The following is a 13213-nucleotide window of genomic DNA, read 5'->3' as shown; positions in this document are numbered from 1 at the left end:
ACTAGTCCTCCTTGCGTCCCTTTATGAAGATTCGCCCGAGTGCATGCAGAACAACTCCCACAATGGAAGCTATTACGATGAACCAGCCGCCCGCATCCACAACACGACTTGCATCCCGTCCCGGCATATAAAACGTAGTGAGACTGCTCAAACGACTTTGCTTACTGTGACACGCTTCACAGGCAAGTACGTTGTCCTTAGGAGCAACCATGTGAGTGATAGGATAAACATATTCAGTATCTACAAAACCGACATCTCCGCTAAAAGGAAGGCCCGCATAAGCCATTCCGGCAGCGGTTGCCTTGGTCCAGTCATATCCCTTCCAATATGCGGCCTTGTCCTTACCGAACAAATGGGGAATTACCATATTCTTATTAACCACGTCGTAAGGAGTCTTTCCGCGATGCACTTTGAAAGGCATAATGCGCGACTTATGATCCTTACTGCTTCCGATAGGTCTGCTGACCTTTACAGGTGCTCCGGGATCAATAATAGTCTTGGCGGTAATGGATTCTATTGTGCCGTTAAACCAGTAATATTCAGGAATAACATTCTTTTCCCAGCGCATGTCACCTTTCTTGCTCATATACGTAGGCTTGCCCCACTCACCCTTGACCACATAAGGCTTGCCGTCCTTCATCTTACCGGCCTGCGACCAGTCCCACCACATTTTGGTTGGGAGTTCTCGTGCAAAAGTCGGTATATGACAGCTCTGACAAGCTACTTTGTCAGTATGATCATTAAGCTTCATACCAATCTCGGACTTATGCGGAGTTGCGCTATGGCAGGACTCACACATGATCTTTGCACCAAGGTCATCTTCGAGCAGAGACTTACGATCTACAGCCGCCGGATTTGAATAAATACGGCCCGCAATCTGATGCTTCACAGTTGTATGACAACGGGAACATTCAAAATTCTGCCCCTCAGTGCTCATGTGAACATCAAGATTCTTGCTCGGCATACGCATGGATGAATCAAGATCACCATGCTTTACACCGTCACCACCGCCACCGTAGAAATGACACGTTCCGCAATTTGCACGGGTCGGGCGACTGACAGATTGAGCCACCTTGTTCCATTCGGGTGACTTATAAAATTTACCGTTTCCCTTAAACAACATCCCCGGCGCAGGGGCAGGATTACCCGCTCCAGCTGGAAACTTCTTATAAGTTCCGGTCTGCTCATGACAAACTAGACAGTCGATCTTTTCTTCCGACTTAAAATCAAAATCCTTATTTTTCCACCCATATCCGGCATGACAGGAAGTACAGCGAGGTTCATTGGACTGAATGCTGATACAGAAGTTGTTAAGCACAAGACCGCCCTTCCCTATACCCATTTCCTTTTCGGCCTTGGGGTCGAGCCATGTCCAGTGAATAGTCTTGTGAAACTGATGTCCGGCCTCTGTATGACAGGTCAGACAAGCCTTTGTAACTTCAGGACCGCTTTTAAAAGGCTGCTTAAGAGCATCAAACTTGGAATGATCCGCAGTAATCCAAAGTTCTTTACCCTTTGTCGCCTGACGAGCCATTTCTATGCCCGGAGCATCGTCACCGACGCCAAAAGCTGGACCGCACAAAAAAACAACTGCTACCAGTGCGAAGACTGATCTCCTTATGAATCTCATTACTACCCTCCATCTTTTGTAAGCCCCGGTAAGTTAAAAAAACTTACCATCTTCAAAGTATGATGAACGCCCCCGAATAGAGGCTGTCAACGCAGTAATTCCGAGAAGAATCGCAAAACTTAAATGTGTCCATGGTTACGTATGAAAAAAATTTAATTAATATCTGGTCATAACATTAATGCTTACTGATAAAAAAACATGTTCATCTTTGAAATAATTTCTACAATTCTATGCTGATAAGTATGATGGGCGAAAATTCTTTTCATTCCGGCGCAGATTATTTTTTTACGCCCCTTCTCATCTATAAGCCATTTCGATACAATTTCTGAAACACTATCAGTATCGTTATAGCACACAACCTCTCTACCTGGTTCAAAAAGATTTTCCAGTGCAGAGTTATATTCGGTTAACAAAAAAGCACCGCAAGCAGGCACATCGAAAATACGTTGATTTAAGGAAGCCGCAGACTGGAGGCTGACTGTATTAAAGTTCAACTTAGACTGCCTGTAAAAAGCAGGTAATTCCTCTTCATATTTAAGATGATTCCACCATGTAAAATCCATCCTCTTCTTAGATAAAACTTTAGCCCAATAAGCATCCCCCACAATCGCAGGATTAAACTCCAGTAACCCCGACACAACCTTGATGCGCCTTAACCTTGTGGCTTGCAGTTGTATAAGACGAAAAAACATCTCCTGCTTGTCTGGAGGTAAACTCTTACACGTTTCAAAAACTTCATTCCCTGCATGGTCAAGCAGCTCATTTATACTAATTGAAAAATCTGCCTCCAACAATCTGCCAAAGTTTTATATTTCCGTAGCAAAACAGCAGGAAAATCTCCGGCACGCAACACATCAACTATCTTAGATGTCCACGAAGATCCTACGAAAGAGACTGGATACGCGAAATCATGATCTGCCCTGACTGGATAAAAAATAGAAGTATCAGTTCCAAGAGGGAGATACTGAGCATAAGGGACATTTCGCTTACTCAAAAACGAAATGGCCTCTGGATCCCAACTAAAAACAGCAAGTAAAGAATTAGGATCAACAGATGATTTCAAATACGTTTCCTGCCGATCCACAAACCAGCTTGCAAAAGGCACCCCGCAACGTTTTAACAATTCCAGAACCTGCCCTTCTCCGTCCAGTCCGGCATGATTAACCGATAATATAAAATGAGGTTTGAAAACCGCAACCTTATCAAACAGCTCTTTAAGAAAAGAAGGACTCTGTTGAAAATCTACTGAAGCAAAGGAAATTCCAAGAGACCTCAACCCCCTAGCAAGTTCAGGAACAATGAAATAATCTTGAGTGATAAGCAGCACCCGAGGGCTCTGCCCTTTTATATATGGAATTTTAATCATCTATAAATAATTATAGTGCGAAACAGGCAAAGTCTATCATAGATTACACACTGAACCCTCCACATACACACAACTAAGAAAGATTCCTGTCTTGAAGTCATAACTTTCTCTCCACTCTACCCTCTTCAAAATATGAAGAACGCCCCCGAATAAGGGCTGTCAACGCAGTAATTCCGAGAAGAATCGCAAAACTTAAATGTGTCCAATCAATCATCATAACCGTTAACGGGTCCATCGTTACATACGGAAGATTCTTAATTACACGGAAAACACCCGTAAAAATTACGGCAGCAAAAAGAGAAGCACGCACGACACCGCAACGCGATAACTGCAATGTATTCCTTTTGCTCAAAATATACTCAGTCGCCAGATACATGACCATAAAGATTAACACTGCGCCTAGTGCGTAATGAATTTTATTAGTTAGATAAAAATCGGCAAGCCATCCCAGACCGGGAATATCCGAGATGTAGTATCTTTTAAAAACAGGCATCTGGGCAGCTCCGGTAAGAGCTATGAAAAATACTGTTATTTTAAATAAACGGGCGAAGATGATATTACTCATTGTTCTTCCCCTTTGCGGAGGAGGACAGATAATGTCCGGCCTTGATAATTCCAGCGGCAATACCGGCTAACGGAGCAATAGCAACCGCAGTTGCAAGAGTTTCCTCATCGGCCATCGAATCGGCGACCGGCTGCAAACCGGGCTTTCCAGCCCCCTTATCAATTGCTCGGTTCAAAAGATCAAAAGGAACAGGGGATACATAAATTGTATTGGTTCCGCCGTTTTCTTCTTCACCGTAAATGAACCAGCCGTTTTTATCTGCAAGTTCATGCGCCTTGGCTAAAATTTCACTGCGCGGACCTATGGTCTGAACATTTTCAGGACAAACTTCTATACAGGCCGGTTGCTGACCTTCAGCAATGCGATTGTAACAACGATCGCACTTATACATAACGCCATTACCTCCGAACTTCGGAAGCAATCGCATGTACAGTCCAACTCCGGTTTGACGCTGCGGAATATGCCAAGGACATACCGTCCGGCACTTAGCGCCGCCCAGACAGACATTATCAAAAATCCTTGTGATGCCGTTCTTCTGCTTAGCAGCCGCACCCCACGGACAAAGATTCGCGCAAGGTGGATTTTGACAATGCAGACAACGGCGCGGAATATTAATTTCATGAAGAGTACCGTTGTACTCAACTTCCGCACTCTGAATGAAAAGCCAGTTATACGGTGTCAGCCGATCATCCACATCCCGTTTATCCGACCAGTCTTCAACCTCAACACGAGATGTCGGATACATTACCGGGAAAGGCTTTTTCGGTTCAGGATATTTAGATTCGTTAACCTCAGAGCATCCTCTTACGCATTCACCACAACCGATGCATTTTGAAATATCAAGCAAAGTCGCAATTTCTTCTGTTTCCGAAGAAGACGCGACAGCAGGCAAAGCTGATGGCAGAAGCATAGCAGCACTTCCGGCACCAAGCCCTTTTAAAAAATTGCGTCTTGATATGCCTTTGTTTTTTACTGTCATATATATTTTTCCTAGCTCCACATTCAGATTAAGATTCAGATTTAAATACCAACATTTATGGATTTGCAGCCTGTTTTTTATGTAAACAAAGCAGAATTCGTGCCCGAAAAGTGTATTTTATAAATAAGTACCACAAAACATTGTAAAAAGGCCAACTTTTGCTTTTTCCCTTAAAAACAGGCTTCACAAGGGAAACTATCAAATTAGACATATGCTTAAACATATGTTCAAATATATACATATACACTGACAAATTGAACACAATTGGACACGTGTAAAACAGCCACACATAATCGTGGCATTAAAGTAAACGGGAAGACTAAAAAGCATGAAAGATCAGGAAATTAATTTATACCTTCGTAAAGTGATTGACACTATGAACGAAGGCCTTTTTCTTATCCGGCCGGACGGAACTATCATGCTGGTTAATGACGCATTGCTAAGAATGACCGGATTTGAGCGAGAAGAATTACTCGATAAACCATGTTCAGTGCTTGGCTGTGATGATTGCGAACGTTCAAGAAAACTCGGCAAACAGCATTGGTGTAAATTATTCAATACCCGCAAAGAAAATCGCAAGAACTGCCACTTTATCAGCAAGAACGGTTCATATCTTCATGTTCTTAAAAGTGCTTCACTGCTTGAAAATGAAAACGGAGAAATTATAGGCGCGGTTGAAACACTTACTGACATTTCTGAATTGGATCGCAAGGAACTTAAAATACAGGAACTTTCACTTAAATTGCATCATGAAGATGAACGCTTTTGCGGTTTTGTCGGCAAATCCTCGGCCATGCAGAAAGTATATGCACTCATCAAAAAAGCTGCACAATCAGATGCTCCTGTAATAATTTTCGGAGAATCAGGAACGGGAAAAGAACTTGCCGCACAGGCCATCCATGAACTCAGCCCGAGAAGCGATAAACCTTTTGTTCAGCTCAATTGTGCGGCTCTTAACGACGCATTACTTGAGAGTGAACTGTTCGGACATGTAAAGGGAGCGTTCACCGGAGCTTACAGACACAGAGCCGGAAGATTTGAAGAAGCAGGAGACGGGGATATTTTTCTGGACGAAATAGGAGATGTGCCACTCCCTATTCAGGTCAAATTGCTACGAGTGCTTGAAACACGCTCCTTCGAAAGAGTGGGCGACAGCCTGTCACTTTCCATGAACGCCAGACTCATAACCGCAACCAATCAGAATTTACAGGAACTGGTGCTGAATAAAAAATTCCGCGAAGACTTCTTTTTCCGCATCAACGTAATCCCAGTACACCTGCCTCCTTTACGAGATCGGAAAGAAGATCTTCACCTGCTGGTTGAGCATTTCATTAATATTAATCCGAATCTGGATAAGACGGAATACCCCACGCCGGAAACAATGCGGAAGCTTGTTGAATACGACTGGCCCGGAAATGTGCGTGAACTGAAAAGTGCATTGGAATATGCCGCAGTGGTAAAAGAAGCTGGCCCTATGCAGCCCGAACATCTACCGCCACAAATCGGTGCATTTTCAAAAAAAAATTGTATCTTCCCTGAAATTCAACAGATGGTCATAGAGGATACACTGCCAAGCGATTTAAACGAAAAAGATCAACTTATATATGCACTTAATAAATCTTCAGGAAACAAAAGCGAAGCGGCCCGCATCCTGAAAGTTAGTCGTGGAACCATTCATAACCGGATTCGTAAACATGGCATCGAGTACCGAATTTACGAATAATTGATGTTTAATCAACCTTATTTATATTAATTATTCAGCCGGGCTCACTCTTTCCAGAAGAGAAGGCAAGAGTTGTTAAGACTGGACATTTTCTGACAAATTACGTAGTGGTCTTGGAACATCAGGGGAGGAAGCACCAGCCTTCAACCCCGCTTTTTCAGCCGTATAACTTATACACTGGTGACATTAATCAAGCCGCAGCTGACTTGATCCCAGTGACAAAGCAACAAGATTGCCCGCTCAGCCATCCGGATTTTTTCAAGGTTCACAAAACCCCCTGAAACCGGACACCGCAATACCCCGGCATCAAGTAAAATTCAGTTCTTTTCAGGAGACCCCACCAATGAGCAATGAAGAAAAAGCTACTCTTAATTACAAAGGTAAAGAATATGAATTACCTATCATCACAGGATCAGAAGGCGAAGTTGGTCTGGACATTTCTAATCTGCGATCACAAAGCGGATTAATCACCTTCGACCCCGGTTTCGGAAATACCGGTTCCTGCAAAAGTAACATCACATTTGTTGATGGCGAAAACGGCATTCTGCATTACAGAGGCTATCCCATCGAGGAACTGGCTGAACACGGAAATTTCATTGAAACAGCATGGCTTTTGATTTTCGGAGAACTGCCTCTGAAAGAAGATCTTGCCAGATTCAGAGCGCTGCTTTGCGCCGAAGAACTGATTCACGAAGATCTGCTGCATCATTTCAACGGCTTCCCTTCACACAAGAGTCAACCTATGGCTATTCTTTCCGCAGTAATCAATGCGCTGGGTAGTTATCATACAGACCTTTACGACATCCATAATAAGTCTGAATTTTTCCTTGCTGTGGGTAAAATGATATCCAAGGTCAGAACCATTGCCGCATTTTCATACAGAAAATCCATCGGCAGACCTTTCATGTACCCCAACCCCGATCTCAGCTACTGCCATAACTTTCTGCACATGATGTTTTCCATTCCAAACAAACATTATGATCCACCGATTGAAGCAGTAAAAGCGCTTTCATTGGTGTTCATGCTCCATGCCGACCATGAGCAAAACTGCTCCACTTCCACAGTACGCATGGTCGGATCTACTCAGGCAAATATTTTTGCATCCGTATCAGCCGGAATCTGCGCTTTGTGGGGAAAACTACACGGCGGAGCAAACGCTGCGGTTATCGAAATGCTTGAGCAGATCAAAGACGGTGACATCACCATTGATGAATATCTGGAAAAAGTAAAAAAGAAAGAATGCCGACTAATGGGATTCGGTCACCGTATTTACAAGAGCTTTGACCCCCGCGCACGGATCCTTAAAAGAGCTGCGGACAATCTGCTCCAGAACGGTTTCAACGACCAGCTTCTGGATATCGCGCTGGAACTTGAAGAAAAAGCAATTGCGGATGATTACTTCACCGAACGCAAACTGTATCCAAATGTAGACTTCTACTCTGGAATAATTTTGCGGGCACTGGGTATTCCGGTTGCAATGTTCACTGTAATGTTCGCCATAGGCAGACTGCCCGGCTGGATTGCTCACTGGTATGAGGATTTCGAAAATCCAACCACAAGGATCAACCGCCCAAGACAGATTTACACCGGGCAGACACAGAGGAATTACATCCCTATCGATTTCAGAAAATAAGATAAAAACTAAGTCCAAGATTACACCATATAATAATGTGTAGTCTTGGACTTTTTTATTAATATGCACCGAGCAAAAAACACTTGCATTCACCGTAACTTCAATCTATATCCACCGTCGTGCCGAAGTGGTGGAATTGGTAGACACGCTAGGTTCAGGGTCTAGTGGAGTTACTCCGTGGAAGTTCGAATCTTCTCTTCGGCACCATCTTTCAAGAAAAAAGGGTTACAGCTTAATAGCTGTAACCCTTTTTTCTTTTCGGCGTGAAACAATATAAAACCGACAAGATAGCCACAAACAGTTAGAGACCAAACAGCAAATACTTTATTTTCGCTCTTTTATTCTTCGTAAGCTGACAAAACGAGATTCAATGTGTCTATTGATACTATCTCTATTGTCCCGTTTCCACTTTTAAGAATTTTCCGTTCATACAGGATGGATAAGACCCTGCTAACGCTTCTGAAGCTTGTTCCCAAGTAATCAGCGATTTCTCCTTTGGAGACAAACAATACTCTAGAATTGCTATCATTTGACAACAATTTTAGGAGCTTCAACACCGAATACTCCAAAGGATATGATAAATGGATTGCCGCACGTTTAGTGATTTTTTGCAGCCGATCACAAACTATTTTGTTTATCAACAAAGTGAAATCGTGGTCGTCTTCCAACCACTGCAGATAATCCTCTTTCGTAAGTGCAGCCATCCGAACATTTTCAATAGCTTCCACAGAACAACTATACAATTCTCCTGTCAAAATCTCGACCTCTCCCAATATCTCGCCCGGGCCTTCTATGGCAATAAGATAATCGTTACTTTTCAACGTACTATGAAAAATTTTGACAGTCCCCTCCAATACAATAAAAACTTTTTTCGGCGCAGAACCTTGTAAAATTACATTTTCTCCTGCCTGCAAGAAAACCTCAAGGCCTTGGTGTGCCAAGGACGGAGACCTTGCCTCATAAGCTTCCAGCAAATCCAAAGCTAATTTATTATGCAATGCTTCCATATGAACACCCTCAGGACAAATGTCCTTTTAACGCAAAATACTTTTATGTATTCCTTCAGCCAAAACAACTGGAGAAATAATGTATAAACCAAAAATCAATGTTATTGCATTCGATGCGGACGACACTCTGTGGGTAAATGAACCCTTTTTCCACAAGACAACAACCAAGCTGTGCGCGATGCTGTCAAACTACAGGAATCCCGAGGCCGTTGGCAAGCAACTTGAAGAAATTCAAAGCCGCAATTTGCAAATATTTGGATATGGAATCAAGGGATTTACTATTTCAATGATGGAAACGGCCCTAGAAGTTTCCCAAGGTCAAATCGATGGAGACACTCTTAAAAATATCATAGACATGGGCAAAGAAATGCAAACCCACCCCGTCAAACTGCTTCACGGCGTAGAGAACACCTTGCAGCAACTACACAGCCATTTCAAACTCATGCTTATAACAAAAGGTGACTTAATTGAACAAGAACGCAAACTCCATCAGTCAGGATTATCAAACTATTTCCAGTACGTGGAAATAGTGAGTGAAAAAAACGAAACTCTTTATGAAAAACTGCTCACAAAACACGACATAGCGCACGATCAGTTTCTCATGGTCGGAAATTCAATCAAGTCCGACATTCTCCCCGTGATAAACATAGGATCACACGCCTTTCATATTCCATTTCACACTACGTGGATTTTGGAACAGGTTAATCAACAAGATATTCAAGACCAAAAGATTATAACCCTGAAGTATGCCCACGAATTGCTAGATATATTATTGCCTCCAAGCGTGAGCCAATAACAAATTTACCTGCATAGCTTAAATTTTTTACACATTAGAAGGAATTAACATGCGAACTATCTCTGAACGTATCCGCCACACCATATTATTTGAAGGAATAGCCCTAATTATTGTCATCCCCGGCACTTCAATTATCACAGGCCGCCCCCCTCATGAAATAGGAGCCATGTCTATTATCGTAAGCATAATCGCCATGAGTTGGAATTATATATACAATTTAGGCTTCGATAAAATATTAATCAAAATGAAGAAACCTCTCATGCCTCGTCCTGCCCATATGCGTATCTGTCATGCTCTTTTCTTTGAAGTGGGACTTATTGGTCTTATGGTCCCATTTTTTATGTACTGGTTCCAAATGGGAGCCTTGCAGGCTTTGATCTTCGATGCAGGTATAGCTCTTTTCTTTTTGATTTACAGCTATATGTTCAACCTAGCTTACGATCATCGTTTTCCTGTTCAAACAATAATGGAAGAACTACATACATAGGCTCTCGCTCACTTCTCTTCGGCACCATCTTTCATAAAAAAAGCCGCAACTGATGTTGCGGCTTTTTTGTGCTTTTATTAAAAAAGTAAATTAGTCGGCAAGAGGCATATAATACATTGTGAGCTTATGTACTGTTCCTTCAATATCTTCTTTCAGCTTGATTTTAACATCACCTTTAGTCCACTTGTTGACAGTCCAGCCATCTTGAATGGAAACTTTTGATTTGCCGAAACTCTCACTAAAATGCTTGTAAAGCTTATCAAGATCGGAAGAATCAAAGATATTTACTATTCGGGCATACAACTTTCCACCTTTGAAAGCATAAGTAGCCTTAGCAGCAGCAACCTTAGTGACTTCACAAACCTTTTCGCCTTTCACTACATAGTATTTAATATCATTGCTTTCGTGCGAGAAGGTCAAATTCTTGAATGTTGAAAAGTCTTTTCCCCAAGGGAGTTCATGACCATCAGATGCATAAGAAATGCTACAGATGGATAGAATAAACAAGGCACACAGTAAACTTACAAGTCTTTTTTTCAAAGCAATTTCCTCCATTTTTTCAATACGATACCTAATTACAATTTATTAGCAATGATTGAAAAAAAGAGAAATGGCTTCAACTATAAAAGACTTAATTTATATGATTCATGGTTATACTTTTCTACATACTTCAGAGAGGAACTATATTGGTAGAGAAATATTTGAAGATATTCTTTGCGAGTTCGATTAAATTTAAAAATTAAGAGCTAATTCATAAGTTAAATGAATTTCATTTTAATTTTTTATCAAAAGAAAAAACTTGACCCACTTTTAATTTAATGCTTAAAGGGTCATCGTCCGTCCAAATCCGGTTGTGTTGATTCTGTGTTTTTCAGAATCGAATCATGCAAGGGCAGTGTACCTGTTTCGTACTCCGTCCTACCTAATAGACGATAGACCTTAGAACTCCTTTTAAATTACAGGGACCATAACGCTAAGCACCCCGCTTGGCTGTTCTAAGGATAAGTACGATCTGCCTTTGACTGGCTTGCTACCCGCTTGCTGTTTGTAGATCGCGATAACCGGACGGTCCCCTCAATTACCGGACATTAATTACGGTAGAAAGACTTCCCCATATTTTCTTGGGGTGGGCTTTTCTTTTGTTTGCACCCCGCAATTTCCGCCGACCCGGAACCTTCGATCACGAAGAGTTGATCGTGTTTTTATTATTTTTGCTTATGCAAAAGTTTTAGATAACCGACTGATGGTTTATAAAAAATCCGGATTAGCTGAATAACGGGAATTAAACATGGGACTATTTATTAAATGGCCCCTTTATGATGTTTATTGCCCTGTTTTCATTACTCAACTTATATAATCAACCACTTCAACATACATAAAAGAAAATAAACAATATGGAAAAATTTAGAAATCTCGGCCTTTCAGACGCAATTATCGACGCACTTTCAAAAAAAGGTTTCACCGAACCAACTCCTATTCAAGCACAGACAATTCCTATGCTCCTTTCCGGTGAAAAAGATATCGTTGGTCAGGCTCAGACCGGAACAGGTAAAACCGCTGCATTCGGTCTGCCTATCCTTGAAAACGTTCGTGAAGGCGCTGGACATGTTCAAGCAATCGTCCTGACTCCTACACGTGAACTTGCTATGCAGGTTGCTGACGAAATCAGCTCATTCCGCGGAAATAGAAGAGTTCGCATTGCGACTGTTTACGGCGGACAGGCTATGCTTCCTCAGCTTAGAGCTCTCAAGAGCGGCGCTGACATAGTTGTCGGTACTCCCGGACGTGTTCTCGATCACATCAAAAGAAAAACTTTAAAACTTGCAGACATTTCCTTCTTTGTTTTGGATGAAGCAGATGAAATGTGTAACATGGGCTTTCTTGAAGACGTAAGCGAAATCATGGAAAACGCCAGTGGCAAACACCGCACACTGCTTTTCTCCGCAACCATGCCTCAGGCTGTTATGCGTATTGCCCGTAAATTCATGGGTGATTATGATGTCGTTTCTGTTAAACCTGAAAAAAATGAGATTCCTCTCACCGAACAGGTTTACCACGAAATGCCTGAACGCGACCGTCTGGAAGCTCTTTGCCGTGTTATCGATTCCCAGAACGACTTTTTCGGACTGGTTTTTTGTAGAACACGTGCAGACGCTGACCGCGTAGCTGCTGCTCTCAATGAAAGAAAATATCCAGCTGAACCAATTCATGGTGACCTTTCACAGTCTCGCCGTGAAGAAATTCTCCGTAAATTCAGAAACCGTAAATGTAAAATTCTTGTTGCCACTGACGTTGCAGCACGAGGCATTGACGTTCCTGACCTGACTCATGTTGTCAACTTTGCTCTTCCACAGGACCCGCAGAGTTACGTTCATCGTATCGGCCGCACCGGCCGTGCAGGTAAAAGCGGTATCGCTGTTACTTTGATCAACCCGCATGAATTCGGCAAACTCAGATATATCTCCAAAGTTACCGGCGCAAAAATAGAAAAGAAAGCTCTGCCTACTATTGACCAGGTCATCGAAGCAAAAAAAGCACACATGGGTGCTGAGCTCCACGACATCGTCACCAACGGCAAGCACTTGTCCTACCTGCCGCTTGCAAGTGAACTGCTCGAATCAAGCGAAGCTGTCGAAATAATCGCAGCGCTTCTCAAACATTCACAGGGTAACGTTCTGGACAAAAAAACTTACCGCAGAATTGACGAAGGCGGACGCAATGGCGCTAGCGGCAGCGCTCGCGGTAGAGTTAGATTCACAGCTTGTGTTGGTCGCGCCCACGGCATGACTCCTCGCAAACTGGTTGATATGATCTGCCTCAGATCCAAAATCAATCCTGTCCGCATTCAGCATGTTAAGATTAACGGTCAGCAGTCCACTTTCTCCGTTCCCGGTGATGACTCTGATCGAGTAATGAGCTCAGTTAACAAATCTTCAAACAACGGCAAGCCTCTTTTGAGACGTGCTTAGTAAATATTCAGACATTTAAAAAAGCCCGTCCAAGGTTACTTGGACGGGCTTTTTTTTG

12 protein-coding genes and 1 tRNA gene are annotated in these 13213 nt (G+C 42.5%); 6 read left to right on the top strand and 7 right to left on the bottom strand.

What is annotated here, in order from left to right:
• Position 1: 1 nt before the first annotated feature.
• The 5 genes from JEY82_RS01425 to JEY82_RS01405 all read right to left on the bottom strand — a co-directional run bounded on the left by JEY82_RS01425 (position 2) and on the right by JEY82_RS01405 (position 4540).
• The gene (locus tag JEY82_RS01425; protein ID WP_304081876.1) at positions 2-1630 is read right to left on the bottom strand and encodes a tetrathionate reductase family octaheme c-type cytochrome; all 1629 of its coding nucleotides are present in this window, start codon (positions 1628-1630) and stop codon (positions 2-4) included.
• Positions 1631-1812: 182 nt separating this feature from the next.
• Entirely contained in the window at positions 1813-2421 is a 609-nt protein-coding gene (locus JEY82_RS01420) for a glycosyltransferase (protein WP_304081875.1), read from the bottom strand.
• Complete coding sequence (locus JEY82_RS01415; RefSeq protein ID WP_304081873.1) at positions 2394-2957, bottom strand: DUF3880 domain-containing protein; 564 nt, start codon at positions 2955-2957, stop codon at positions 2394-2396. The genes JEY82_RS01420 and JEY82_RS01415 overlap by 28 nt, the downstream gene beginning before the upstream one ends.
• Before the next feature lie 136 nt (positions 2958-3093).
• Positions 3094-3561: an iron-sulfur cluster-binding protein gene (locus JEY82_RS01410; RefSeq protein ID WP_304081871.1), complete on the bottom strand. Its 468-nt coding sequence runs from the start codon at positions 3559-3561 to the stop codon at positions 3094-3096.
• Positions 3554-4540, bottom strand: a complete 987-nt coding sequence (locus JEY82_RS01405; RefSeq protein ID WP_304081869.1) for a 4Fe-4S dicluster domain-containing protein — start codon at positions 4538-4540, stop codon at positions 3554-3556. Before JEY82_RS01405 ends, JEY82_RS01410 begins: the two co-directional genes overlap by 8 nt.
• A 328-nt stretch (positions 4541-4868) precedes the next feature.
• Here JEY82_RS01405 and JEY82_RS01400 point away from each other — a divergent pair, with 328 nt between their 5' ends.
• The 3 genes from JEY82_RS01400 to JEY82_RS01390 all read left to right on the top strand — a co-directional run bounded on the left by JEY82_RS01400 (position 4869) and on the right by JEY82_RS01390 (position 8103).
• Positions 4869-6263 (top strand): sigma-54-dependent Fis family transcriptional regulator, encoded by a 1395-nt coding sequence (locus JEY82_RS01400; RefSeq protein ID WP_304081868.1) that lies wholly within the window; start codon positions 4869-4871, stop codon positions 6261-6263.
• Between the two features lie 343 nt (positions 6264-6606).
• Positions 6607-7896, top strand: a complete 1290-nt coding sequence (locus JEY82_RS01395) for a citrate synthase (protein ID WP_304081867.1) — start codon at positions 6607-6609, stop codon at positions 7894-7896.
• Between the two features lie 121 nt (positions 7897-8017).
• A tRNA-Leu gene (locus JEY82_RS01390) sits at positions 8018-8103 on the top strand.
• A 131-nt stretch (positions 8104-8234) separates the two neighbouring features.
• Here JEY82_RS01390 and JEY82_RS01385 read toward each other — a convergent pair.
• Complete coding sequence (locus JEY82_RS01385; RefSeq protein WP_304081864.1) at positions 8235-8903, bottom strand: Crp/Fnr family transcriptional regulator; 669 nt, start codon at positions 8901-8903, stop codon at positions 8235-8237.
• Between the two features lie 79 nt (positions 8904-8982).
• Here JEY82_RS01385 and JEY82_RS01380 point away from each other — a divergent pair, with 79 nt between their 5' ends.
• On the top strand, positions 8983-9699 hold the full coding sequence (locus JEY82_RS01380) for an HAD family hydrolase (RefSeq protein ID WP_304081862.1): 717 nt from the start codon (positions 8983-8985) through the stop codon (positions 9697-9699).
• 49 nt (positions 9700-9748) lie between these two features.
• On the top strand, positions 9749-10186 hold the full coding sequence (locus JEY82_RS01375; protein ID WP_304081860.1) for a PACE efflux transporter: 438 nt from the start codon (positions 9749-9751) through the stop codon (positions 10184-10186).
• A gap of 90 nt (positions 10187-10276) precedes the next feature.
• Here the strand turns inward: JEY82_RS01375 and JEY82_RS01370 are convergent, their stop codons facing one another.
• Complete coding sequence (locus tag JEY82_RS01370; protein WP_304081858.1) at positions 10277-10726, bottom strand: hypothetical protein; 450 nt, start codon at positions 10724-10726, stop codon at positions 10277-10279.
• An 854-nt stretch (positions 10727-11580) separates the two neighbouring features.
• Between JEY82_RS01370 and JEY82_RS01365 the strand changes: the two genes are divergently transcribed.
• Positions 11581-13155 carry a DEAD/DEAH box helicase gene (locus tag JEY82_RS01365; RefSeq protein ID WP_304081857.1) on the top strand — a complete coding sequence of 525 codons (1575 nt, stop codon included), beginning with the start codon at positions 11581-11583 and terminating at the stop codon, positions 13153-13155.
• Positions 13156-13213: the final 58 nt, after the last annotated feature.

Origin of the sequence: Maridesulfovibrio ferrireducens (genome assembly GCF_016342405.1) — a bacterium.
GTDB lineage: Bacteria > Desulfobacterota > Desulfovibrionia > Desulfovibrionales > Desulfovibrionaceae > Maridesulfovibrio > Maridesulfovibrio ferrireducens_A.
The sequence above is the reverse complement of the archived record's forward strand: the minus strand, read 5'-3'. Positions and strand labels throughout refer to the sequence as shown.

What these genes read in the sequence shown, in the direction of transcription:
- JEY82_RS01380 (WP_304081862.1), top strand. Translation starts at nt 8,983, where the DNA reads ATGTATAAACCAAAAATCAATGTTATTGCATTCGATGCGGACGACACT.
- JEY82_RS01400 (WP_304081868.1), top strand. Translation starts at nt 4,869, where the DNA reads ATGAAAGATCAGGAAATTAATTTATACCTTCGTAAAGTGATTGACACT.
- JEY82_RS01365 (WP_304081857.1), top strand. Translation starts at nt 11,581, where the DNA reads ATGGAAAAATTTAGAAATCTCGGCCTTTCAGACGCAATTATCGACGCA.
- JEY82_RS01405 (WP_304081869.1), bottom strand. Translation starts at nt 4,540, where the DNA reads ATGACAGTAAAAAACAAAGGCATATCAAGACGCAATTTTTTAAAAGGG.
- JEY82_RS01395 (WP_304081867.1), top strand. Translation starts at nt 6,607, where the DNA reads ATGAGCAATGAAGAAAAAGCTACTCTTAATTACAAAGGTAAAGAATAT.
- JEY82_RS01385 (WP_304081864.1), bottom strand. Translation starts at nt 8,903, where the DNA reads ATGGAAGCATTGCATAATAAATTAGCTTTGGATTTGCTGGAAGCTTAT.
- JEY82_RS01425 (WP_304081876.1), bottom strand. Translation starts at nt 1,630, where the DNA reads ATGAGATTCATAAGGAGATCAGTCTTCGCACTGGTAGCAGTTGTTTTT.
- JEY82_RS01375 (WP_304081860.1), top strand. Translation starts at nt 9,749, where the DNA reads ATGCGAACTATCTCTGAACGTATCCGCCACACCATATTATTTGAAGGA.
- JEY82_RS01410 (WP_304081871.1), bottom strand. Translation starts at nt 3,561, where the DNA reads ATGAGTAATATCATCTTCGCCCGTTTATTTAAAATAACAGTATTTTTC.